Raw genomic sequence first — 23,945 nt, forward strand, 5'->3', positions numbered from 1 at the left:
CCTATATTGTATCAAATTTTGCATTAGCCAAAACTAAAGCAAAAAGCACTTCAATATTATTTTTTTCTAAAAGCTCTTTTGCCTCTAATAAACTTAATCCAGTAGTTATCACATCATCTACTAAAATTACAGGATATTTTGGACGCTTTAAAAGCTTATAAGATCTTTTATTATCTTTACGAAATTTCAAACTTTTACCACTATATTTAAATTCTGAACTAGCTTGCAAGGTGTGATACATAGGTTTTATAAATTTAGTATTTAAGTATTTAGTTAAAATAGCAGTATGAGAGTAATTTTTATATGTTTTATCATCTAAAGCTATAGCATTAATTTTACAAGATGGTTGAAAAAAATCCTCAAATTTAGCAAAACTCAATTTTGCTAAAGCATTTAAAACAAAATAGCCTTGAAATTTGTGTTTAAAATAAATCAAATGCTTAATTTGCTCATATTGATAAAAACAATAAACTTTAAAATTTCCCTCAAGTTCTCTTATACCTAAAGAATATTCTAAAAGCTCTTCCTTGCAAGCTGAACAAAAACTCGCAAAGGAAAATCCATGGCAATTAAAACACCTCACAAAGAGCTGATAATATCTGCAGATTTATTAGCCACTTGTTTTATAAGAAGCTGAGTGAAAAAAGGTAGATCTTTGATATTATAAAAACCTTTAACTTCTTGTTTGGTTTTAATATTAATAGTTTTATTGGTATTAATATCTTTTAGTGTCAATTGACTAGCAATAATTGAAAATAAAGAATTAGAATCAAATTTAGAATAAAAATCATTAAAACTTAAATCTACTCTTAAAACATAAGGAGAATCTTGTGTATCTTCTACTACAACTATACCTCTATTTTCTAATTCTTCTTTTAAAAACACATAAAAATAATAGTTGAAATTTTCATTGATGTAATAATTACTTCCATTAGAAGAAGAATATTTTAAATTCTCATTTAAATCATATACCCTATGAATATAAACTTTTTTTAAGGAAGCACTTTTATCAATTGTTCTTTTATTTGTGCAATACTTAAGTCCCACATCACTAATATACACAAGGCCTTTAATTTTTGCTTCATATGCTTTAGAATCAGAAGGATTATAACATTGTGCTTGAATTTTTATAAGCTCATTAACTTTTGCAACACTTTGATTTTTAGAATTTACAGCACATGCACTAAAAAATAAAGCTAAAACAAATACAAATACTTTTTTTAACATCTTTTTTCCTTAGAATCATCTTTATTATTTTATGATTTTTAATTAGCAAAAATTATACCAAAAACAAATAAATTTTACTAAAACTTACTTTTTTTCACACAAGAATAATTTTATTGAAAAAATTTTATACAAAAATTGATATTTAAAAGAAAATTCATTTAGAATATGTTACAAAACTGCAATATTTTAAAGGAGTTGTTAAATGAGTTCAAATACAAAAACACTTATAGTCGTTGCTGATTTAGTGTTATTTATCGCTTTGCTTTATTTTTCCCCTTTTGGTGAAACTAAAGTAAACCAAGGTTTATCTTTGTTAATTTTTATTGCCGTTTTATGGCTTAGCGAGGCTTTGCATGTTACTATTACAGCTATTTTAGTACCTGTTTTAGCTGCTATTTTGGGATTACTACCCACCGCTAAAGCTTTAACAGGTTTTGCTGATTCTAATATCTTTTTATTTTTTGGTGGTTTTGCTTTGGCCGCAGCTATGCATCATCAAAAATTAGACAAACTTATTGCACATAAAATTTTAACATTAGCAAAAGGGCATTTAGGCCTTTCTAGTTTGTATATTTTTATTACCACTGCGTTTTTATCTATGTGGATGAGTAATACCGCAACAGCAGCTATGATGCTTCCGCTTGCTATAGGTATGTTAGCTTCACTTGATCCGCAAAAAGATAGAAATACTTATGTTTTCATCCTTTTAGGCATAGCTTTTAGTGCGAGTATAGGTGGTATAGGCACCATAGTAGGAACTCCACCAAATGCAATCGTTGCCACTCAATTACACATTACTTTTGCACAATGGTTAAAATACGGAATTCCTATTGTTTTAATTTTCCTACCTGCAATGATTTTAATTTTATACTTTATGTTTAAACCTAAATTTAATCTACAAGTTGATTTACATACTGAAAATATAGAACTTACAAGACCTAGAATCATCACTTTAATAATCTTTTTAGTCGTTGCACTATCTTGGATTTTTAGTGGTAATATCAGTCCTATCATCACAAGTATTTTTGGACACAAAATAGCAAATCTTGATGCAATTATTGCTTTATTGGCTGCTGTTTTAGTATGTGCTTTTAAAGTAATTGATTGGAAAAATATACAAAAAAATACCGATTGGGGTGTATTAATGCTCTTTGGTGGAGGCATCACTCTAAGTGTAGTATTAAGAGATTCTGGCGCTAGTAAAGTAATGGCTGATACTATCATTTCATTTATAGAAAATGGACATTTATTTATTATAGGTTTAATTGTGGCATTTTTTATAGTATTTTTAACTGAATTTACTTCAAATACTGCTTCAGCAGCCTTACTTGTGCCTTTATTTATCTCTATAGCAGATACTTTAGGTGTTCCTGCTTTAGGACTTGCTTTAATCATTGCTATTGGTGCTTCTTGTGCTTTCATGCTACCAGTTGCTACACCACCAAATGCTATAGTTTTTGGTACAGGACATATTAAACAACAAGAAATGGTAAAAGTTGGGATTATATTAAATATCTTTTGCTCAATCGCGCTTGCAGTAATTGCATACTTTTTCTGGCTATAATCTTTTAGTCCTTTTGGACTAAAAGATCTTTACACTTTAAAACATAGTTTTTTACATCTTTACTTTTATACAAAGCTTCTCTTATACATACGCCTGCTAAATTTAAATCTTTTAAGTGATTTATAGTTTGGATATTTATCCCACCTATGGCATAAATGGGTATTTTTGAAACTTCTAACAAATCTTTTAAATTTTTTATACCCTTTGGTGTTAAATCAGCCTTACATGAGCTTTCAAATACATGCCCAAAAAAAGCATGATTTACTTTAAACTTATAAGCTAAATCTAATTCTTCTTTAGAATGGATAGAAGTACCCAAAAGCTCAAATTTTTTATAACTTTGTGGGTAATTTTGTAAAATTATTAAGGGAGCATGAAAAAATTGATGATTTAATTTTAAACAAGCTTCATAATGATAATGCAAAAAGCAAATTTTTTGAGTTTTATTAAAAATTTTTAATACTTCCTTGGCTAATTTAGTATATTCTAACTCATCCAAATGTTTTTCTCTAAGCACTAAAGCATCAATACTACTTTGACTTAGTTTTTCAATAAAATTTAAAAAATCTCCTTGGGTATTTTGACTATCGCTAATAGCAATGATTTTTTTATCCCACATAAATACTATCGCTCATTATAGCTTGTAAATTTGCATTTTTTAACATAGCTAAAACCTCATCAACACTACGCATATCACTAATTTGAAACTGATCATCACCTTTTTTATCACCTTGGTGCTCACCTACCCCCACGCTTACACCTGCACTCATTTTAGTAGCTCCAAGTTTAATAACCCTGTCTCTAAATCCTGCTCTTTCACGCGTAGAAATCGTAATACTTGCAAAAGGTAAAAATAATCTATAAGCACATAAAACCTGCAAAAGCCTTGTTTCACTTACATCTTTTGGATGAATTTTTTTATTATTGATAATAGGTCTTAATCTAGGGATAGATAAAGCTATTTCAGCATGAGGGTATTTTTGCTGTAAAAAATACGCATGTAAAGCCGTAGCAAAAGCATCCTTTCTAAAATCATCCACGCCAAGTAAAGCTCCAAAAGCAACCCCTCTCATACCTGCTTTTAACGCTCGCTCTTGTGCATGAAAACGATACTCAAATACACTTTTTTCACCTTCAATATGAATTTTAGAATAAGTTTTTTGATTATAAGTTTCTTGATAAACACTTACATATTCACAACCCTTTTCATGAAGCAATGCATACTCATCTACATTCATAGGATAAACTTCAATTCCCACGACCTTAAAATACTCTTTTGCTATCTCACAAGCTTTGGCAAGATATTCTACGCTAGCATATTCCCTGCCCTCACCTGTTAAGAGTAAAATTTCTTCCAAGCCACTTTTTTTAATCTCTTGCATTTCTTTGTGAATTTCAGCCTCGTTTAGCTTAGCTCTTTTAATATTATTTCCTTTTTGAAATCCACAATAAGTACATTTGCTATTGCAAAAATTAGAAAGATATAAAGGCGTAAAAAGCAAAATGGAATTTCCAAAATATTTTTGAGTAATCTTGCTTGATTTTTGTGCTAAATCTTCTATAAAATCTTCCGCTGCGCTTGAAAGCAAAGCTTTCAAATCTTCTATGTTAAGATAATCTTTAACTAAAGCTTGTTTTACATCAAAAGCGCTAAATTTACTTTCATCAAAATTTTCAACTTCTTTTAAAACCTTAGTTAAAATCTCACTTTCAATACTTTGCATATGAGGATATTTTTGCATTTTAATCTCTTAAAAAACCACTCAAAGGCGAGCTTGCACTTGGCGTGCTTTCATTTGCTATGCCTGCTAAATACGCATTATATCCTGCTTCTATAGCTAACGCAAAAGCCTTTGCCATTTTTGCTACATCTTTAGCTTGAGCTATGGCGGTATTTGCCATCACTGCACTTACTCCCATTTGCATGGCTTCACAAGCTTGTGCTGGATTTCCTATACCTGCATCTACTATAATAGGTAAGCTAATTTCATTAAGTAAAATTTGTATAAATTCTTTAGTTTTTAAGCCTTTATTGCTTCCTATAGGAGCTCCAAGAGGCATTATAGCAGCAGCTCCTGCATTAGCCATAGCACGTGCTGCATATAAATCAGGATACATATAAACTAAAGGTGTAAAACCCTCATTTGCTAAAAGTTCTACTGCTTTTATACTTTCATAATTATCCGGTAATAAATATTTACTATCGCTAATTACTTCAACCTTAATCATATCTCCACAACCAAGCTCTCTTGCAAGTCTTGCTATACGCAATGCCTCATTAGCATTTCTTGCACCTGAAGTATTTGGTAAAAGCTTAATATGCTTTGGGATAAAATCAAGTATATTTTCTATACCTTTATCATTTACCCTACGCAAAGCTAAGGTGATAATCTCAACTTTTGCTTCTTCAATGGCTGATTTTATAAGCTCAAAAGAAAATTTCCCAGAACCTAGAATAAACCTGGAATTAAACTCATATTTTCCTATTTTTAATTTTTCCATTACTCGCTCGCTAAAAGTTCTAGAACTAAATTTGCTTGATGTCCTGCACAAATATTTACACGCGGTGCCATAAGTCCATTACCTACTTTTGCCTCGTTTTTTAAATCACCACAAACATAAAAGTTTTTTGCAATTTTTCTTGTTTGTATGCTGTTGCTATCGCCATATCCTGCTAAGCCGGAAGCACAAATTAATGTTTTTTGAGGATAGTGTTGATGAAAATTTTGCGCTAAAAGCGCTTTATATTTTGCACTATCAAAGGCTTCACAAACTATATCATCATTTGTAAAAAGTTTGGCTATATTTTCTTTTTCTATTTTTAAAACTTGTGCAAATACTTCTATAAAAGGATTAATTTTAGCGATTTGATCTTTTAAAGCTTCAGCCTTAAATTTACCCAAATCTTCCACCATATAAGCTTGGCGGTTAAGATTGCTTGGCTCCACCACATCAAAATCAATCAAATGAAGCCTACCAACCCCACTTCTTGCTAAATTTATAGCTATATGCGATCCAAGTCCACCAAGCCCACACACTGCCACACTTGCCTTTTTAAGTTTATCATGAAGCTTTGGAGTATGTCTTGCCCTCATCATCGCATCAAGAGCTTCATATGGGGGTAAAGTATTTTTTTCTATACAAAAAAGCTCATCATTTTCTTTTAGTTCCAAACTTTCTTTTGTCGCAAAACCATTGACTATCCATACATCATTTTCATTTTTACTCACACTTTGAAAAAAATCCAAAGTATTTTTAAAATGCGTGTCTATCACGCTACCATTAAATTTAATTTTCATCAACCACCACCTACAAAAGTAACAATCTCTACTTTATCATTTTCTTTTAAAATCAAATTTTCAAATTTATCCCTTGGGATAATTTCTCCGTTTAATTCTAAAGCGATAAATTCTATTTTTAATTGCTTTTCTTGAACATAGTCCATGAATTTAAGCTCTTTTAACTCAAACTTTTGCCCATTGATAATCATTTAAAACCTTTATTTATTTTACTTAAAATACTTACTCACTTACATTATTATAATTAAATCTTAAAATAATAGCTTCTTTTATCTCTCCAATATCAATAGCATCTTCTAAATTATAACCAAATCTCAAAAGTAAAATTTCCAAATCTTTTTTAAATTTTATTTTTGTAGGTTTATTATGATAGGTTTCATTTCTAGCTTTTCTTATTTGGCTTAGTTTTGTTTTAAGATGTTCTTTGGTGCCAAAACTTGGTAAGACTTGATTTTTATATATTTTTTTATCTTTAAATATATAAGCAAATTCACTCCAATGATCTATTAATATCTCTTCTAAATCAATCAGACAAAAATCATCAAAAATTTGCCAAGTGCTATTATATTCATCTATTTTTTGACATCTCTTTTTAACTTTTTTTAAAAGACTTTTTAAAGCAGGATTAAAAACCTCTTCGCTAGATTTAAACCAATCATCATCTAACTTATTATACAAATTTGCTATTTTTACTGCTAAAGTACTTCTTAGAGCATTTTCATAACATTGTAAAAGTAAAAAATTTGCTTGATGATTTTTGCGTCTTTTGGAATAAATTTTCATAATTAGCTCAAACAAATCTTCACATTTTTGATTTTTTTCTAAAATCTTTTGTGCTTCTTTGCAAGCTCCCCACAAATATCCAAAATGCAAAACATTAATCCCTTTTATCATTCTAAATTTAAAATTGATAAATAGCTTTTCTATTTTTTCATAGCTACTTACATCAAGCTCAAAAGACATTTTACTTCCTATTAACTCCATTTTAAAAAATTAATGATATAATTTTAGAAGTTTAGAGGGCTAACTTGCCGGTAGCTGCAAGGTACTCTTAAATGAGAGGCTACTCTAAATTCCTATTACATCCATGCTTTTCCTAGTTAAAATTCTCTAATAAATCTTTAAAAACTAAATACAATTTTTCAAGCTCTTCTATACTCACTCTTTCATCAATTGCATGAATTCTATCATTGCACACGCCAAATTCTACTACTTTCACACCAAACTCAGCAAAATATCTTGCATCGCTTGTACCACCTTTGGTGTTAAGTTCTGGCACCACTTGAGTGATTTTTTGCACACTCTCATTTAGCTTTTGTACGATTTTAGAATCACTTTGTGTTAAAAAAGGATTTGAACTTTGATTTATGCTCAACTCATAATCAAGTCCTTCACAAGTCTTTTCTACATAAGCTTTTACATCTTCTAAGCTAGTTTGTGGAGAATTTCTTACATTAAACATCAATTTTAAATCATTTGGGGTTACATTGCACACTTCCATACCACCGCGTATATCAGTAATAACGATTTTAGATGGTGCAAATACCTCATCGCCTGGATCAAGATCAAAACCTGCTAAAAATTTCAAAGCAAAAGCAAAATTATGCACAGGATTAATGCATTTTTGCGGGTATGCTACATGGCCTTGTTTGCCTTTGATAAGCAATTTTGCATTGATAGAACCACGACGCCCTATTTTAATACTATCTCCAAATTTTTTATCACAAGTTGGCTCAGCAACCACAGCAAAATCAGGTAGCATATCTTTTTCTTGCATAAATTTAAGCACTTCAAGCGTGCCAAATTTAGCCTCGCCTTCTTCATCGCTTGTTAAAATCAGTGAAATTCTTCCTTTGAAATTTTCTACCTCCTTAACTGCACACATAAAAGCAGCCACGCCACTTTTCATATCTTGTGCACCTCTTACATAAATAAACCCATCTTTTTCTAAAGGCTCAAAAGGATCACTGCTCCAACCCTCTCCTGCAGGCACTACATCTACATGCCCACCAAAAGCTAAATGCTCGCCATCATCACTAAATTTTTTAGTCAGCAAAAGATTTTTCACACCTTCTTTTTCTATAAAAAAAGCTTCAAAATCACTTAACTCCACTGCAATATAATTTAATGCTCCATCATCATCTGGGGTGATGGATTTAAATTTGCTCAATTCTTTAAAAATTTCAACTACTTGCATGTTCTATCCTATAAAAGCTTTATACAGCATAGAAAGAGCAAAATACTCTAAAATAAATGCTGAAAAAAGATTAATGTAAAATATATGTTTGTTTTTTACAAGTGCTTTGAATTTAGACACAAAAAACGATAGAGTAAAAATCCAAAACACAATAAAACCAACCAAACCAAAAAGCAAGGCAAAAGAGTTTTTACTCTGCATGCTAAGCCCTGCTACACTCACCCAAAAGCCTATAACATAAGGATTTGTAACATTTAAGAAAAATCCTTTGCTAAAACCTTTTAAAGGATGTGTTTTATTTACCTTGTTAAGATCGACTTTTCTTGTTTTTCTTAGCATTAAAAATACCATAAAACTCAAAAAGAAAAAGCCAAAAACCGCTAGTATTTTATAAAAAAATTCATTATTTGCAAAGCTTAAAAGCCCAAGATTAATCAAAATCAAAAAAAGTATATCAGCACTTAAAGCACCGAGCCCAACGCAAAAAGCATTTTTAAAAGAAGACAAAGCAGTATTTAAGATCAAAATATTTACAGGTCCAAAAGGCACAGACACACCCATACCTAAAACTATGCCTTGTAAGATTATTTCTAACATTTTGCTTCCAAGAAATTTTCTATATCGGTTTTGATTTTATCAATGGCTGTGCAAACATCTTCTATATAAACTTTAGTAAAATTACTTTCTAAATATTTATCCTCATCAAGATTGTTTAATATACTTTGCTTACATACTCTTGCATACTCTCCCACGGGTAAAACCTGCCCACTTGTGCCTATACATACAAATAAATCGCAATTTTGTAATTTTTCATATAAAATTTTATAATTTGGCGCCATTTCTTCAAACATCACGATATTGTGTCTTATACTTTTGCTTTGACATTTAGGACAAATTTTATCATCACTACTTTCATAGCCTATGTTAAAAATATTTTCACACTCTAAACACCAAAGCTCAGGTAAAAAACCATGCAAATGCACCACTTCTTCACAACCTGCTCGCTCTAATAAATCATCTATATTTTGCGTTAAAATGCTAATTTGTTTTGGAAATTTTTGTTTTAATAAAGTGATGATTTCATGTGCGTGATTTGGCTTAACACTAGCTAACTCTTTTCTTCTTTTATTATAAAATTCCAAAACTTTTTTAGGATTTTTTCTAAAGCCAGTTGCTGAGCAAACTTCCATCACATCATGCTCTTCCCAAAGCCCACCACTAGCTCTAAAAGTCTTTATACCACTTGGAGCAGACAAGCCTGCCCCGCTTAAAATCATCACTTGTTTCATTATTAAACCTTGTTTAAAAGAGTAACAAAAAAATATTAAATTTAAGTTTTATTTTTTAAAGATAGCTTTGATATAATATCCAAAAAGGATAATTATGAAAATAATAATGTATCACTACATAAGAGAAAAAGTAAAAAAATTACCTAATTTTAGATATTTACATATTGAAAATTTTAAAAAACAATTAGATTTTTTTGAAAAAGAATTTGGATTTGTAAACCTTGAAGAATTTTTATTTTTAAAAGAAAATCCATTATTTTGTAATAAATTAAAAAACAAAATTCTATTAACCTTTGATGATGGACTTAAAGATCATTATAATTATGTCTTTAACGAACTTACAAAAAGAAAGCTTTTTGGTATATTTTTTGTTCCTACTCGTATATTTAAACAGAAAAAAGCACTAGATGTTCATAGAATACATTATTTACTTGGAAAAATGGGGGGGGGATTTTATTAAACACTGCCTATAATATTATAAAACCAAGCATGTTAAAAAGATCTTCTTTAAAACTTTTTAAAAACTATTATCAAGAATTGGATGATGATAAAAGTACAAAAGACTTTAAACTCTTATTTAATTATTTTATAAAACCAGAATATAAAGAAAAAATTTTAGATCAAGTTATTACAAATTTTTGGAATGATGATGAAATTTTTGATAATTTATATTTAAGTAAAAATGAATTGAAAACAATGAGTGATAATGGTATGTTGATAGCTAGCCATAGCTTTACCCATTTAAGCTTTAAAACATTGAACATATATAACCAAAAATATGAGCTAAAATCCTCTATAAATTTTTTAAACTCTTTTATAAAACCACCAATACAAATATTTTCTTATCCCTATGGAGAAAGCACCTCTTATGCAAAAAGATGGCTTAAAAAATATAATTTTGATTTTGCTTTTAGCTCCATACCTTCAAAAGATATTAACTACAAAGACTTAATCAATAATCCTTTTGCTCTTCATAGGTATGATTGCAATGAGTTTATATATGGAAAGGCTAACTATGGTTGAAATCCGTTTTGCAAAATTAGAAGAAGCAAACAAAATAATGGAATTTATAAAAAATCATTGGAATAAAAATCATGTATTTGCCTATAATAAAGAAGCGCTTGATTTTCAGTATTTAGATAAATACAACCAAAGGTATAATATTGTTTTGGGATTAGAAGATAATATTATTCAATCTATATTAGGCTTTACCTTACTTAGTCAATATGATGATAAACTCGAAGCCAACAAAGATTTATGGTTTGGAATTTGGAAAAGCATTAAACCTACATTTGGATTAGTATTAATTAAATTTCTACTAAAAACTTTAACACCAAAATCAATTGGAAATGCTGGATTATCAGAGTATGGTATAAAATATTATAAACTTTTTTTATATGATAAAATAGAACCACTTAAGCATTTTTATATTAAAAATGATAAAAAAAATATTTTTTATATGGCTGATTTTGCAAATTCTCCATCGATATGTAACTTAAAAAATATTAATTTTACATATAAAATTTTAAATGCAGAAGAATTCATAAAATCAAATATTAAATTTAATTTTATACCTTATAAATCCAAAAAATACTTTATAAACAGATACTACAACAACCCTTTTTACAAATATCAATTTTTGGGAATATTTGAAAAATCTACACTAAAATGTATTTTTGTTACAAGAGAAGTAAAAATACTTCAAGCAAAATGCATTAGAATAGTTGATTTTATAGGTAATTTTACAGAAAATATTTATAGTCTTTTTCAAGAATTTTTAATACAAAATGATTATGAATATATTGATTTTCTTTGCTATATTAACGATTTTTCAAAAATTACAAATATGGGATTTATAGAAAAAAATAAAGAAGTGATTACAAATTATTTTGAACCTTTTATTAAAGAAAATCAAGATATCTATTTTGCATATAAATGTAATAATAAAAACTATGCATTTTTTAAAGGTGATAGTGATCAAGATAGGATTAATAAATTATAATTTAACCACCTTAGCACCAAAACCACCTTGATTAATCGGAGCATCATTAAAGCTTTTTACACTTTTGTGGGCTTTTAAAAACTCTTTTACCGCAAAAGCTAGTTTTCCTGTGCCTATACCATGATAAACTATCACCTCATCAAAACCCACTATCAAAGCATCAGAGATAAATTTATCTAATCTTTCAAGCGCCTCATCACTTCTTAAGCCGTGTAAATCTAAAGTCATATTTAAAGCACTTGGACGGGTTATATTGACACTTGGTTTTACCTTTTGTGTAGGGTTTTGATTGCTTTTTTTAAGAAGCTTTAATGGCACACGCAAACTCAAACCATCACTTTGAATCATCGCGTCATTTTTTGAAATAGCTGTGATTTTACCTTTGATTTTTTCATATTTTACAAAATCCCCAACTCTAAGTTCTTCATTTTGCTCCATACTTGGTAAAACAATGCTTTTTTTAAGTTCATTAGCTTTGTTTAAACTTCTTTGTTTTTCTTTAATATCTTTTAGATTTATCGTTTTTTTAGCTTCTTCTATGGCTTTGTGGTATTTAAATTCTAAATTAGAAACAAGCTTTTTAAATTCTTGCTCATTTTTTTCTTTTTGATCTTTAAGTAAAAGTAAAATTTCATCTACTTTGACTTCTTTTTTTTCAAGCTCTTCATTTTTCTTGCGTAAAGAAAGTTCAAGATTGATATTTTTACTTACCATTTCTTCTAAATTTTCTTTATCTTCTCCATAAAGCTTTTTAGCATTTTGCACTAAATTTGCACTTATGCCATATCTTAAAGCCGTTTCAAATGCATAAGATTTACCTATAGTGCCTTTTAAAAACTCATATTTTGGACGTGATAATTCCTCATCATACAAAGCAGCGATAAGTTCTACTTGTGAATTTTTAGCCAAAAGCATAGCAAGGCGTTTATGGTGGGTTGTGATGATGATTTTATTATCTTGTTCTAAAAGCTTAGAAATAAGCTCAGTATATAAACACGCAGCTTCTTCAAAATCTGTTCCAAGCTCTATCTCATCAACCCCTAATAAAACATTTTTCTTACCTAAAAGCTTAGAAAAATGCAACATCCTTCCTGCAAAAGTAGAAATATCATTTTTTACATTTTGTGGATCTTCTAAAATCGCATCAAATTCTTTGAAATTCCCTATTTGGCTTTTTTGTGCGTTAATTTTCATAGGAAGTAAATGCTTTGCAAGTAAAGCTGCACTTAAAATTCCTTTTAAAAGCATAGACTTACCACCTGCATTTACACCCGTGATGATTAAAACTTTTTTATTAAACTCTATATTAACACTTTTTGCATTTTTTAAAGCCGGATGTGCGAAGTTATATAAACTTAAATTATTAGAACTATCAGCTAAAACAAACTCATAATCATGTTTTTTAGCCATCAAAACTCTAGCGCTATAATGATCAAATAAATCAAAAGCATTATTGATAAATTTCAAAAACATCAAATTTTTATAAAAAATCAAGCTGATTTTTTTAGCATACTCATAAAAAATTTCTTCTTTAGCATCTTTGATTTCATCTATTTGACTTTGGATTTTTTCTACGCTTAAAGGCACCACATAAAATCCACCGCCACTACTTCTACCTATGATTTTTGCTTTTAAGACATGATTAAACCCACCGCGTAAAAGCAAGGCCTCCATACCATTGATAAGATGGATTTGCGTATCGATCAAATATGCACTAAGATTTTTAGTATAGGTGAGTTTTTTAAACTCAGCTACCAAACTTTCTTTTTTTATCTTTAGAGCTAAATTTAGATTAACAAGTCTTTCATCAACACTTTCTTTAATCTCACCCTTTTCATCAAAATACTCAAAAAGCTCTAAAATAGCCTGTGGAATTTCTATTTTTAAAAGCCATTCTTTTAAACTTTCTTCAAATTTTAAACCCTTTAAGTATCTAAAATACATACAGATTTTAATAAATTCAAAGCTTTGACTTAAATGTAAAATTCCTTGCTTGCTAAGATGAGTTAAAGCACTATTTAGCTCTTCTATCATAGGTGGAGGATTAAAATCAATCAGTGAAAGCTCATTGATTCTTTTATAATGAAGCTTGCTATCACCTTGTAAAAAAATTTCTTTATCTCTTGCAAAAAGTCCCCTAAAGTCTTCTATATAGCCATCTAAATCTAACTTTTTAAAAAATTGCTCTTGCATTATTTATCTACCTTGCAATCTTTTATATCAAAAACATAGGCTTTAAATTGTTTATTTTTACCATTTGAAATAAAACTTTGCGTTCCATGCTCAAAGTTAAAATACTCTTTAGTGACATTAACATCTTTGCAAATTAGACTTTGTCCTTGTAAAAATGCATTGAGTGTTTCTTTTTTCAAAACCCCACTTCTTGTGGCACTTAACTCAAATTTAATCGCAAAGGCAATCATCAAAATCAACACTAAAATCAAAAGATAATTACTAATCTTGCCTATTTTTTTACGCAAAAAAATGAAAAAAAGTAAAATCGCAAAAAAAGCTAAGACATATAAAAAAATCTTAAACATACTTACCCCTAAGCTTTGTGCTTATATCTCCTGCACCAAAACCAATTACCAAGCCATTTTCAATCAACTCATCATCAAGATAAATAGCATTTTCTTCTCTTTTAATTTCTTTTATAAATTTAGCTTTTGGAAAGTATTTTTGCATATTAATATCTATTTTAGCTTCCCCTGCTGCATACACAGGTAAAATATAAAGCTCATCAACATTTGCTAAAACCTCGCTAAAATACTCTATATTTGCACTTAAACGCGTATAACGATGAGGCTCAAAAATAGCTATGATTTTTTTATATCCAGCTAGCCTTGCATACTCATTTGCTGCTTTAAGTGTTGTTTTGATTTCTGTTGGATGGTGCCCATAATCATCAATCAAAGCCATATTTTCATTTGCAAATAAAATATCAAATCTTTTTTTAATCCCTTGATATTTTAAAAGCTTAGTTTTTAGCTCTTCTATATTTATAAATTCACTCGCAGCCAAAATAGCCAAAGCAGCGTCCATCGCCACATGCTCACCCATACCAAAAACGCTAAATTCGCCTAAATCTTTAAGCGTAAAATAGGTTTTTGGCTTAAAATTTTCCACTTTCATATAAATATTTGTGATATCTTTGCTTGGGTAAAGCTTTTTTGCATTATTTAAATTTAAACTTGACAAAAACTCATCTTCAGCATTAATCACTTGAATTTTAGACAAACGCAAAAAGTCTTCATAAGCTTTGTATAATTTTGAAAGATCGTTTCCATAATGATCTAAATGTTCTGCTTCAACATTAGTCACTATAGCTAAATAAGGATTTGAGTTCAAAAAAGAACTGTCACTCTCATCAGCTTCAAAAATGAGATTTTCGCTTTCTTTATAAAGCATATTGGTACCACTTTCTTTTAGCACTGCACCAATAATAACAGAAGCTTCTATCAAGCTTGCTAAAATGCTTGAAGTCGTGCTTTTACCATGGGCTCCCGCAACCGCAAAAACTCTTTTGTCTTTTAAAATCATAGGCAGGACTTCTTTTCTTGAAAGCGTTGTAATGTTTTGTTTTTTTGCGCTGATTAATTCCTCATTATCTTCTTTGATAGCAGCTGAATACACCACTAAATCCACATCTTTGACATTGTCTTTATGATGAGGAATTTTTATATTTATACCTTCTTTTTCTAATTCTTTTGTGATTTTACTTTCTTTGATATCAGAACCACTAATCTTAAAGTCTTGTTCTTTTAAAAATCTCGCCAAAGCTGAAATTCCAATACCACCTATACCTATAAAATGAATTTTTTGCATTCTTGCCTCAAATTTTTTGAAATTTTAAGGCAAAATTCTATCATTTGTTTACTAAAAATAAAATATAAACTTTTTAATGAGTATTTATTTTATCCTGATATAAATCACATAACCACATCAAAATATTTACACAATCTTATATAAATTATTAATACTAAAACTACTTTATATTTAATTTAGTATTAATATAACAATATTAAAATAAAAATATTAAGTTTAAATTAATTTAAAAAAATAAAATTGCAAAATATTTTATAAATAAATAAGGAGTAAAATTTGATCAATCCACTAAAAGTTTTTAGCACTATAAATCTAGTGTGGCTTATAAGACATTATGTGTTTGCAGCATGTGTTTTTTTATTTTACCACTCCACTATCTAGCAGCATTTCATTTTTTATTATGTTAGGAATTTATTATTTCCTTTTGCATGTTTTGCATGGGAAGAACTAAAAAACATACTGCTTGGAGATAATGTATTTTTTATTAATGCTCTTTTTTTAATCATTGCAAAAATAGTTATAAAATTTTTATTATTTATGCTTGCCTTGCCAATTGGAATAATAGGATTTCCAATTCTTTGGCTTATAGTTAATAAACAAAATAGTTAAATCCAAATTTACTATATTAAATTGTTAATTCTAACAAATTATACTTTATATTAAAAGTATAATTTGTGTTTTAAAATATAAATTATTCTTCGTAATTTTTTATAAGCTTATCAAAACCCCATAAATTTCTAGCTTCATTTGCCTTACTAACTTCCACTACAAGCATTTCTTCTTGATCGCCAAGTTGCTCTTGCACTTCGCCAAAAGCATTAATAAAAAAGCTATCTCCATAAAATTTCCACTCATTTTCTTGCTTTAAATTACCTATACGATTAACCCTTAAAATGCTTGTTGAGTTTAAAAAGGCTCTTGTTTTTAAAAGTTCTAGCCATCTTTGATTACTTTCAAAGGTGCTAGCTGTGGGAATGATGACTAAGTCTATCTTTTTTTTCATGATCATTTGCCAAAAGATATCAAAATGTGCCTCAAAGCCAAAAAGCAAAGCACATTTTAAGCCCTCATGTGTGAAAGTAAAAAGTTTAAGCTTATCAGCTTTTTTATTGTTAAAAAATTTTTCTTCATTCCAGTGTGCATAAGGCATTAAAATTTGTTGCTCATACACTTTTACATTTTGTGGACCTACTTTTAAGCATAGTTTTTTTAAACCATCATTTTCAACACTTATGAAAGGTGCAATAATATTTAAATCATATTTTTTAGCAAGTTTTATCAAGCTTGCTTTTTTACTTTGACTTTGTTCTTTGATCATACTTTTTGGCATAGTTTTTAGCTCACTAAAAAAGCTATTTAAAACATACTCGCCCAAAACCACCAAATTCGCACCACTTTCCTTAGCAGCTTTTAGATAATAATCAAGCCTTGATTCACTCAAAGCCAAAGTGGGAAATTGTAAAGCTACAACACTACTCATCTACTTGCTCGATTTCTAATTTAGCATTTTCAAGCATAGTTCTTGCTTGCTTGATACTTTTTAAACCTTCTTTATAAATTTCTACGCAAGTTTTAAGGTCCAAATCTTTATCATTAAGTTTCTCCAAAGAAAGCTCAGCTTGTTTGATATGATCTTCAAATTCCATTAATTACTCACCTTATAATTTGGTGCTTCAGCAGTGATAGTTACATCATGCACATGGCTTTCTTTTAATCCTGCTGCGGTGATTTCTACAAATTCAGCTCTTTCTTGGAAAGCTTTGATATCTACTGCACCTACATAACCCATAGAAGATCTAAGCCCACCTAAAAGTTGATGTACTACACTTTTTATACTTCCTACATAAGGCACCCTACCTTCAATACCTTCAGGTACAAGTTTATCTTGAGCTGTACCTTCTTGGAAATATCTATCTGAACTACCTTTTTGCATAGCACCTAAGCTTCCCATGCCACGATAACTCTTATATTGTCTTCCTTGATAAGTAAATAACTCACCTGGACTCTCATCAGTTCCTGCCAAAAGTGAACCTATCATCACACTACTTGCTCCTGCTGCGATAGCTTTTGCAATATCGCCTGAGTATTTTATACCCCCATCAGCGATTACTGGCACGCTGTATTTACTCGCTTCTATTGCGCATTCATCTATAGCTGAAATTTGAGGTACACCCACACCCGAAACAATACGAGTGGTACAAATACTACCAGGTCCTATACCTATCTTAACAGCGTCTGCACCTGCTTCACATAGATCTTTAACTGCTTTAGCACTTGCAACATTTCCTACTATCACATCTACATTAAATTCAGCCTTAATTGCTTTTAATGTATCAATAATCCCTTTAGAATGCCCATGCGCACTATCCATTACTATAACATCAACTTCAGCTTCTACTAAAGCCTTTACGCGATCAAGCTGACCCACACCCACGGCTGCAGCCACTCTTAATCTTCCATAGGCGTCTTTATTTGAATTTGGATATTCTTTGCGTTTTTTCAAATCTTTTATAGTGATTAAACCTTCTAAGCGATTATTTTCATCTACGATTGGAAGTTTTTCTACTTTATTAGTAGAGAAAATCCTTTCTGCATCATCTAAAGTAGAGCCTTTTTTAGCAGTGATTAAAGGCATTTTTGTCATTACATTTTCTACTAAATTATCAAAGTTAGTTTCAAATCTTAAATCGCGATTAGTTAAAATTCCTATTAAAATTTTATTCTCATCTACCACAGGAACGCCTGAAATTCTATATTCAGCCATGAGTTCTAGCGCTTCTTTAACACTTGCTTTAGGCCCTATATAAATAGGATCCATAATCACGCCACTTTCACTTTTTTTAACTCTTTTTATCTCTCTAACTTGTGAAGCTATGTCCATATTTTTATGGATTACCCCTATGCCACCAAGCCTTGCCATCATAATAGCTGCTCTATGTTCAGTAACTGTATCCATAGCAGCTGAAATCAAAGGCATATTTAAGGTGATATGTTTTGTAAGTCTTGTTTTAATATCTACTTCTTTAGGTAAAACCTCAGAATATTGAGGGACTAGTAAAACATCTTCAAAAGTCAAAGCGCGTTTTATGATTTTCATAATTTTTCCTTTATTTGTTTTTGATAATTTCTTCCAAGCTCAAAGCACCATCTAATAAAGTTTGCTCATCATAAGCTTTGCATATAAGCTGAACAGAAATACTAAGTCCATTTTCATTTTTTCCTACTGGCACACTAATGCCACCAAGTCCTGCTAAATTCACTGAAATAGTAAATACATCTTCTAAATACATTTGCACTGGAGTTTTTATATCGTTAAAACCAAAAGCAACGCTTGGAGCAACTGGCATAAAAATCAAATCACAATCGTTTAAAATTTCTTCATATTTTTGCTTGATAAATCTTCTAGCCTTTTGTGCTTTGATGTAGTATGCATCATAATAGCCACTACTTAAAACAAAGGTTCCTAGTAAAATTCTTCTTTTTACTTCCTCACCAAAACCTTCACTTCTGCTATTTACATACATTTGGCTAAGATTGTCACATTTTTCACTTCTTCTACCATATCTTACGCCATCATAACGGCTTAAATTTGCACTTGCTTCAGCTGCTGCTATGATATAATAAGCCGCAACATCAAATGTAGAATCCATTAAGTCTTTATAAACAATCTCATGGCCATTTGCTTTTAACATATCTATGGTTTTTAATAAGGCTTGTTTTACATCATCATTAGTTTGCTCTATATAGTTTTTGATCACAGCTATTTTTAGCTTTTTATTTGCATTTAGTTTTGGCGTAGTTGGCTCAAAAGCTATGTTTACACTCGTGCTATCTTTTTCATCATAGCCTGCAATAGCATCATATAAAATTGCAGCATCTTCAACATTTTGCGTTAAAACTCCTATTTGATCAAGGCTTGAAGAATACGCTGCTAAACCATACCTGCTAACTCTTCCATAACTTGGCTTAAACCCAACACAACCACAAAAAGCAGCAGGTTGCCTTACTGAACCACCTGTATCTGAACCCAAACTTGCTAAAGCTATCCCTGCAGCAACCGCAGCAGCACTCCCCCCACTACTTCCACCTGGAACTTTAGTATTATCAAGCGGATTTAAAGTCTTACCATAAAAAGAAGTTGCACTTGTACTTCCCATAGCAAACTCATCCATATTACATCTTCCAAATGGAGTAAAATTATTTTTGCGTAAATTTACAATAGCGCTTGCATCATAAGGAGCCACATAGCCTTGTAAAATTTTAGAACCACAAGTTAATTCCCAATCTTTTACACTAATATTATCTTTTATAGCTACTGGTACGCCAGTACCTGAAGTGCTTAAGTCTTTATTTAAAAACTGCTCTACATAAGCACCTAAATGCTTTTGCTGATGTGCTTTTTCATTTAATTCTTTTTTTAGATTTTCTAATTCTTCATTTGAAAATTTCAAAGCTTCTTTTAAAGTTACCATTATTTATCCTTAAATTTTTTAACCAAATAAAACAAAAAAAGCGTGATAAATAAAAAGCTCAATAAAGTAATCACTACCACGCTAAAAGGTAAAGCTTGCTCAAACATTTTTTGCTTTTTCCACACTATTACATCTTGGACATAAACATTCTTCTTCTTTTGCTAAAAATTTCCAACATCTTGGACACTTGTGCAATAAAGAACGCACTATTTTAAAACTATGATCATCTATTTTAAACTCACTCAAAGTTTCTTTATCATCTAAGCTTTCTACTGAGCTTACCATAAACCAATCAGCTACTTCTTCAATATCTTCACTCAAAAGCTCATTTGCACTTGTTTGCAAGCTTAACTCTAAGGTTGATTTGATGATTTTGTCTTTTTTTAATACATCAACAAGTTCAAAGAATTTTTCTCTTGATTTTATAAATAAATCATCTTCGATTTTATACTCATAATCAAAGCCATTTTTTAATACCAAATCAAAAACATCTTTAGCATTTTCTTTAATGGCCACATTTGCATGTTCTAAAGCTTCATCTATAGTGTAAGTTAAACTTGGAGCTAAAAGCGCAAAAAGTTTTCTAGCTATTAGCACCATAGCACTTTGCGCGCTTACTCTTTTTGTATCATCTTTTGCATTACAATATAATCTATCTTTGCACACATCTAAATAAATTCCACTTAAATCCGCACTTAAGAAATTTAAAAGCACACTAAAGCCTTTTGCAAATTCATATTTTTCAAAAGCAACTTCACATACTTCAAAAGCAACTTTTGCACGCATTAAAATCCACTTATCTAAAAGTGTGAAATTTTTTGTTTCTAAAAATTCCATATCATTAGTATTTGCAAGTAAAAATCTTATAGTATTTCTTATCTTTCTATACTGCTCGCTTACTTGTTTTAAGATATTATCTGAAATTTTTAAGTCTGTTGAATAATCACTAAGCATTATCCAAAGTCTTAAAATTTCTACCCCATAATTTTTAGCTACATTTTGAGGTAAAATCACATTACCCTTAGATTTACTCATTTTTTGACCCTTTTCATCTACGGTAAAGCCATGAGTAAGTATGTTTTTATATGGGGTTTTGTGATTGATAGCAGTAGAAATTAAAAGTGAGCTTTGAAACCATCCACGGTGCTGGTCACTTCCTTCAAGATACATTGAAGCTTGATATTCTCCTGCATCATATCTTGCTGAGTTTAATACTGCTTCCCAAGTGCTACCACTATCAAACCAAACATCTAAAATATCATAAACTTTTTCTAAATTATTTGGATCATATTTGCTATTTGGCGGTAATAAATCTTTTATTTCTAAATCCCACCACGCATCAGCTCCATTTGCTTCAAAAATTCCCACCAAATGATCTAAAACATCATCATCAAAAATCACTTCTTTGGTGTTTTTATCTCTAAAAAATGCGATAGGCACACCCCAATCTCTTTGTCTTGATATACACCAATCAGGGCGATTTTCTATCATAGAACTAAGTCTTTTTACCCCACTTTCTGGGTAAAATTTCACATTATTTAATTGCTCTAGTGCTAGTTCTCTTAAAGATTTTCCATCTAATTTTTTCTCATCCATTAAGATAAACCATTGTTTTGTGGCTCTATAAATAACCGGTTTATGTGTTCTCCAACAAAATGGATAAGAATGTATAAATTTAGAACTCTCAAGCAAAGCTTCGCCAAGCAATTCTAAAATACGCTCATTTGCTTTGAAAATATGAAGTCCTATAAACTCATTTAATAAATGCTCTGGCAAAAGCCCTTTAGCTCTTAGTGTTTCATCATAACACCCACCATCATCTACTGGCATAATCACTTCAATGCCATATTTTAAGCACACATAATAATCATCCTCACCATGACCTGGTGCAGTATGTACAAGCCCTGTTCCACCTTCCATTAAAACATGATCGCCTAAAATAAGAGTGGATTTTCTTTGATTAAGTGGATTAATAGCACTTAAATTTTCAAATTCAGAACCTAAAAGTTCTTTTTGAATTTTTCCTTGAGTGAAGTTTTTATTAATCATATTTTCAAGCAAGGCTTTAGCAAAAATATAACCTTCTTCAGTGATAACATATTTTTCATTTGGATTTAAAGATATAGCTTGATTTGCCGGTAAAGTCCAAGGCGTGGTAGTCCAAATGACTGCTTTAGCTTTTTTTACACCTAGCTTTTCAAGGGAAGTTTTATCAAGCTCAAAAGCTACAAAAATAGAATAATCTTCTTTATCTTCATACTCTACTTCAGCTTCTGCTAATGCACTCTTAGCAGCCCAACTCCAAAAAACAGGCTTACTTCTTTCTAGCAAAAGTCCTTTTTTAGCGATTTTACATAAAGCTTTGTAAATATCTGCCTCAAAAGCATTTTTCATAGTCAAGTATGGCTCATCCCAATCAGCAATCACACCCAAAGACTTAAATTCATCTCTTTGGATATTTACAAATTCTCTCGCATGCTCTCTGCAAAACTCACGAATTTCTTTTTTGCTTAAACTTTGCTTTTTATCTTTAAGTTTAACTTCAACTTGCTGTTCTATCGGTAAACCATGACAATCCCAACCAGGAGTAAAACGCACTTTTTTACCTTGAAAATAATGCATTTTGATGATGATATCTTTTAAAATTTTATTTAAAGCATGGCCAATATGCAAATGTCCATTAGCATAAGGAGGGCCATCATGTAAAGTAAAACTCTCGCTTATTCCTTGTCTTTTTTGTTTCATTTTTTCATAAGCATAGTTGTTTTCAAACCACTTGCTAAAACGCTTAGGCTCAAGCTCTGCTAAATTTGCACGCATTGCAAAAGTCGTATTTGGAAGCAATAGCGTATCTTTATAATCCATATAATCCACCTTGAAAAATTTAAAAATAGTAAATTCTACTTAAAATACTTTTAATTTGCACTTATTTTTTTGTTATAATCGCAATAAAAAAAGGAAAATCATGAAACATCTCATCATCATTATAGGCAATGAAATTATTATTAATGAAAATTATATGCGTTATATACAAGAAGAATATAAAAAGCAGTTTTTAGAACTTCATGAGCTAAAATTTATAAACAAACCTGACAAAGAACTTCCTTTTTTACTTGAAAAACTTTCTAAAGAATATAGCTATATAACCATTTTTAGCATTAGCGAATACTATGCAACCATAGCTAAGATCATAGCAACCTTAAATGATGATGTTTTAATCTTAGAAAATGATACCCTAGTACCTTCAAAAGCTTTGCGTGAAAAAAATTCCTTTTTAAGTTCTTTTGAGCAATGCCATATTAATTTATTAAATATAAATATAGAGCAAAAATTACCTTTGATTTTGCAAAATCCTGAACTTGACTATGCGTATTTTTGTCTTTTAGATATAGATGAAATGAGTGCAAATATCTTACTTAGTACACTTACTACTTCTTTTGAAATTCAAACTTGTTCAAGTGCATTATTAGATAATCTCATTTGCATTAGAGCAAGCGCTAGTCAATATGGAAAACTAGAAGGCTTTTTAAAAGGGGTTTTCAAACTTTTTGCAGGAAAAGTATTTTTAGGAAATGATCCTATTAAATTTATAGCCAAAAAACTTTTAGAAAAAAACTTAAAAATTTCCTTTGCAGAAAGTTGTACTGCAGGACTTTGTGCTTCAAAATTTGCTGAAAATTCAGGAATTTCTAATGTGTTTGAGGGTTCTTTGATCACTTATTCTAATCGTTTAAAAAATTCTTGGCTTGGGGTGAGCAATGATACTTTAGAAAGTGTTGGGGAATATTCTGATCGTTGTATTTATTTTATGTTAAAAGGGGTTTTTAAAACCACAAATTGTGATTTTGCTTTAGCGCTTAGTGGGGTAGCTGGAGAAGAAAATGATAAAAATACCAAAGCAGGCACCATCTACATAGGAGCTATGTATAAAGATGGAACCTTTTTACAAGAATGCATTCATATACAAGGCAATAGAAACTATACAAGAGAGCAAGCTAGTTTGGCTGCATATTGTTTAATGCTTAGATTAAAACCTGAAATTTTCTTTGGTGTTTAATTATAAAAGCGGT

24 protein-coding genes are annotated in these 23,945 nt (G+C 30.1%); 5 read left to right on the plus strand and 19 right to left on the minus strand.

What is annotated here, in order from left to right:
• Window position 1 precedes the first annotated feature (1 nt).
• Window positions 2-583 (minus strand): ComF family protein, encoded by a 582-nt coding sequence (locus L8X97_RS07225; RefSeq protein ID WP_263662963.1) that lies wholly within the window; start codon window positions 581-583, stop codon window positions 2-4.
• Entirely contained in the window at window positions 580-1,227 is a 648-nt protein-coding gene (gene mapA, locus L8X97_RS07230) for an outer membrane lipoprotein MapA (RefSeq protein WP_263662964.1), read from the minus strand. The genes L8X97_RS07225 and mapA overlap by 4 nt, the downstream gene beginning before the upstream one ends.
• Before the next feature lie 202 nt (window positions 1,228-1,429).
• Here mapA and L8X97_RS07235 point away from each other — a divergent pair, with 202 nt between their 5' ends.
• Window positions 1,430-2,791, plus strand: a complete 1,362-nt coding sequence (locus tag L8X97_RS07235; RefSeq protein WP_133319807.1) for a DASS family sodium-coupled anion symporter — start codon at window positions 1,430-1,432, stop codon at window positions 2,789-2,791.
• 4 nt (window positions 2,792-2,795) lie between these two features.
• Here the strand turns inward: L8X97_RS07235 and L8X97_RS07240 are convergent, their stop codons facing one another.
• The 9 genes from L8X97_RS07240 to L8X97_RS07280 all read right to left on the minus strand — a co-directional run bounded on the left by L8X97_RS07240 (window position 2,796) and on the right by L8X97_RS07280 (window position 9,576).
• Complete coding sequence (locus L8X97_RS07240; RefSeq protein WP_263662965.1) at window positions 2,796-3,410, minus strand: thiamine phosphate synthase; 615 nt, start codon at window positions 3,408-3,410, stop codon at window positions 2,796-2,798.
• Window positions 3,400-4,533: a 2-iminoacetate synthase ThiH gene (thiH, locus tag L8X97_RS07245; RefSeq protein WP_263662966.1), complete on the minus strand. Its 1,134-nt coding sequence runs from the start codon at window positions 4,531-4,533 to the stop codon at window positions 3,400-3,402. Before thiH ends, L8X97_RS07240 begins: the two co-directional genes overlap by 11 nt.
• Window position 4,534: 1 nt before the next feature.
• Window positions 4,535-5,293, minus strand: a complete 759-nt coding sequence (locus tag L8X97_RS07250) for a thiazole synthase (protein ID WP_133319804.1) — start codon at window positions 5,291-5,293, stop codon at window positions 4,535-4,537.
• Window positions 5,293-6,093, minus strand: a complete 801-nt coding sequence (thiF, locus tag L8X97_RS07255) for a thiamine biosynthesis protein ThiF (RefSeq protein ID WP_263662967.1) — start codon at window positions 6,091-6,093, stop codon at window positions 5,293-5,295. The genes L8X97_RS07250 and thiF overlap by 1 nt, the downstream gene beginning before the upstream one ends.
• Window positions 6,090-6,281, minus strand: coding sequence for a sulfur carrier protein ThiS (gene thiS, locus L8X97_RS07260; RefSeq protein WP_263662968.1), 192 nt, complete (start codon window positions 6,279-6,281; stop codon window positions 6,090-6,092). The genes thiF and thiS overlap by 4 nt, the downstream gene beginning before the upstream one ends.
• Before the next feature lie 31 nt (window positions 6,282-6,312).
• Entirely contained in the window at window positions 6,313-7,053 is a 741-nt protein-coding gene (locus L8X97_RS07265; protein ID WP_263662969.1) for a CAAX protease, read from the minus strand.
• A gap of 133 nt (window positions 7,054-7,186) precedes the next feature.
• Window positions 7,187-8,287, minus strand: coding sequence for a succinyl-diaminopimelate desuccinylase (dapE, locus tag L8X97_RS07270; RefSeq protein WP_220567303.1), 1,101 nt, complete (start codon window positions 8,285-8,287; stop codon window positions 7,187-7,189).
• Window positions 8,288-8,290: 3 nt separating this feature from the next.
• Window positions 8,291-8,884 carry a LysE family translocator gene (locus L8X97_RS07275; RefSeq protein WP_263662970.1) on the minus strand — a complete coding sequence of 198 codons (594 nt, stop codon included), beginning with the start codon at window positions 8,882-8,884 and terminating at the stop codon, window positions 8,291-8,293.
• Window positions 8,878-9,576, minus strand: a complete 699-nt coding sequence (locus tag L8X97_RS07280; protein WP_263662971.1) for an SIR2 family NAD-dependent protein deacylase — start codon at window positions 9,574-9,576, stop codon at window positions 8,878-8,880. The genes L8X97_RS07275 and L8X97_RS07280 overlap by 7 nt, the downstream gene beginning before the upstream one ends.
• Window positions 9,577-9,670: 94 nt before the next feature.
• On the opposite strand from L8X97_RS07280, the gene L8X97_RS07285 reads away from it, so the two are divergent.
• Genes L8X97_RS07285 through L8X97_RS07295 form a run of 3 tightly spaced genes read left to right on the plus strand, consistent with a single transcriptional unit; the run spans window position 9,671 to window position 11,578 of the window.
• Window positions 9,671-10,036 (plus strand): hypothetical protein, encoded by a 366-nt coding sequence (locus tag L8X97_RS07285; protein WP_258107961.1) that lies wholly within the window; start codon window positions 9,671-9,673, stop codon window positions 10,034-10,036.
• A 29-nt stretch (window positions 10,037-10,065) separates the two neighbouring features.
• Window positions 10,066-10,599, plus strand: a complete 534-nt coding sequence (locus L8X97_RS07290) for a polysaccharide deacetylase family protein (protein ID WP_258107962.1) — start codon at window positions 10,066-10,068, stop codon at window positions 10,597-10,599.
• Window positions 10,565-11,578, plus strand: a complete 1,014-nt coding sequence (locus tag L8X97_RS07295; RefSeq protein ID WP_263662973.1) for a hypothetical protein — start codon at window positions 10,565-10,567, stop codon at window positions 11,576-11,578. The genes L8X97_RS07290 and L8X97_RS07295 overlap by 35 nt, the downstream gene beginning before the upstream one ends.
• Here the strand turns inward: L8X97_RS07295 and L8X97_RS07300 are convergent.
• From L8X97_RS07300 to ileS, 8 genes are all read right to left on the minus strand, one after another.
• Window positions 11,573-13,771 carry an endonuclease MutS2 gene (locus L8X97_RS07300; protein WP_263662974.1) on the minus strand — a complete coding sequence of 733 codons (2,199 nt, stop codon included), beginning with the start codon at window positions 13,769-13,771 and terminating at the stop codon, window positions 11,573-11,575. The two genes, L8X97_RS07295 and L8X97_RS07300, sit on opposite strands and share 6 nt — an antisense overlap.
• On the minus strand, window positions 13,771-14,118 hold the full coding sequence (locus L8X97_RS07305; RefSeq protein WP_263662975.1) for a hypothetical protein: 348 nt from the start codon (window positions 14,116-14,118) through the stop codon (window positions 13,771-13,773). Before L8X97_RS07305 ends, L8X97_RS07300 begins: the two co-directional genes overlap by 1 nt.
• A complete protein-coding gene (gene murC, locus L8X97_RS07310; RefSeq protein WP_263662976.1) occupies window positions 14,111-15,403 on the minus strand; it encodes a UDP-N-acetylmuramate--L-alanine ligase in 1,293 nt (430 codons plus the stop codon). Before murC ends, L8X97_RS07305 begins: the two co-directional genes overlap by 8 nt.
• 691 nt (window positions 15,404-16,094) lie before the next feature.
• The gene (locus L8X97_RS07315) at window positions 16,095-16,883 is read right to left on the minus strand and encodes a carbon-nitrogen hydrolase family protein (RefSeq protein ID WP_263659654.1); all 789 of its coding nucleotides are present in this window, start codon (window positions 16,881-16,883) and stop codon (window positions 16,095-16,097) included.
• Entirely contained in the window at window positions 16,876-17,049 is a 174-nt protein-coding gene (xseB, locus tag L8X97_RS07320; protein ID WP_039628709.1) for an exodeoxyribonuclease VII small subunit, read from the minus strand. Before xseB ends, L8X97_RS07315 begins: the two co-directional genes overlap by 8 nt.
• Window positions 17,049-18,500: an IMP dehydrogenase gene (gene guaB, locus L8X97_RS07325; protein ID WP_263662977.1), complete on the minus strand. Its 1,452-nt coding sequence runs from the start codon at window positions 18,498-18,500 to the stop codon at window positions 17,049-17,051. The genes xseB and guaB overlap by 1 nt, the downstream gene beginning before the upstream one ends.
• A 10-nt stretch (window positions 18,501-18,510) precedes the next feature.
• A complete protein-coding gene (gene gatA, locus L8X97_RS07330) occupies window positions 18,511-19,875 on the minus strand; it encodes an Asp-tRNA(Asn)/Glu-tRNA(Gln) amidotransferase subunit GatA (protein ID WP_263662978.1) in 1,365 nt (454 codons plus the stop codon).
• A 99-nt stretch (window positions 19,876-19,974) separates the two neighbouring features.
• Window positions 19,975-22,740, minus strand: a complete 2,766-nt coding sequence (gene ileS, locus L8X97_RS07335) for an isoleucine--tRNA ligase (RefSeq protein WP_263662979.1) — start codon at window positions 22,738-22,740, stop codon at window positions 19,975-19,977.
• Window positions 22,741-22,840: 100 nt separating this feature from the next.
• On the opposite strand from ileS, the gene L8X97_RS07340 reads away from it, so the two are divergent.
• On the plus strand, window positions 22,841-23,932 hold the full coding sequence (locus L8X97_RS07340) for a CinA family protein (RefSeq protein ID WP_133319790.1): 1,092 nt from the start codon (window positions 22,841-22,843) through the stop codon (window positions 23,930-23,932).
• Window positions 23,933-23,945 lie beyond the last annotated feature (13 nt).

Source organism: Campylobacter sp. CNRCH_2013_0671h, assembly GCF_025773055.1.
Lineage (GTDB): Bacteria > Campylobacterota > Campylobacteria > Campylobacterales > Campylobacteraceae > Campylobacter_D > Campylobacter_D lari_D.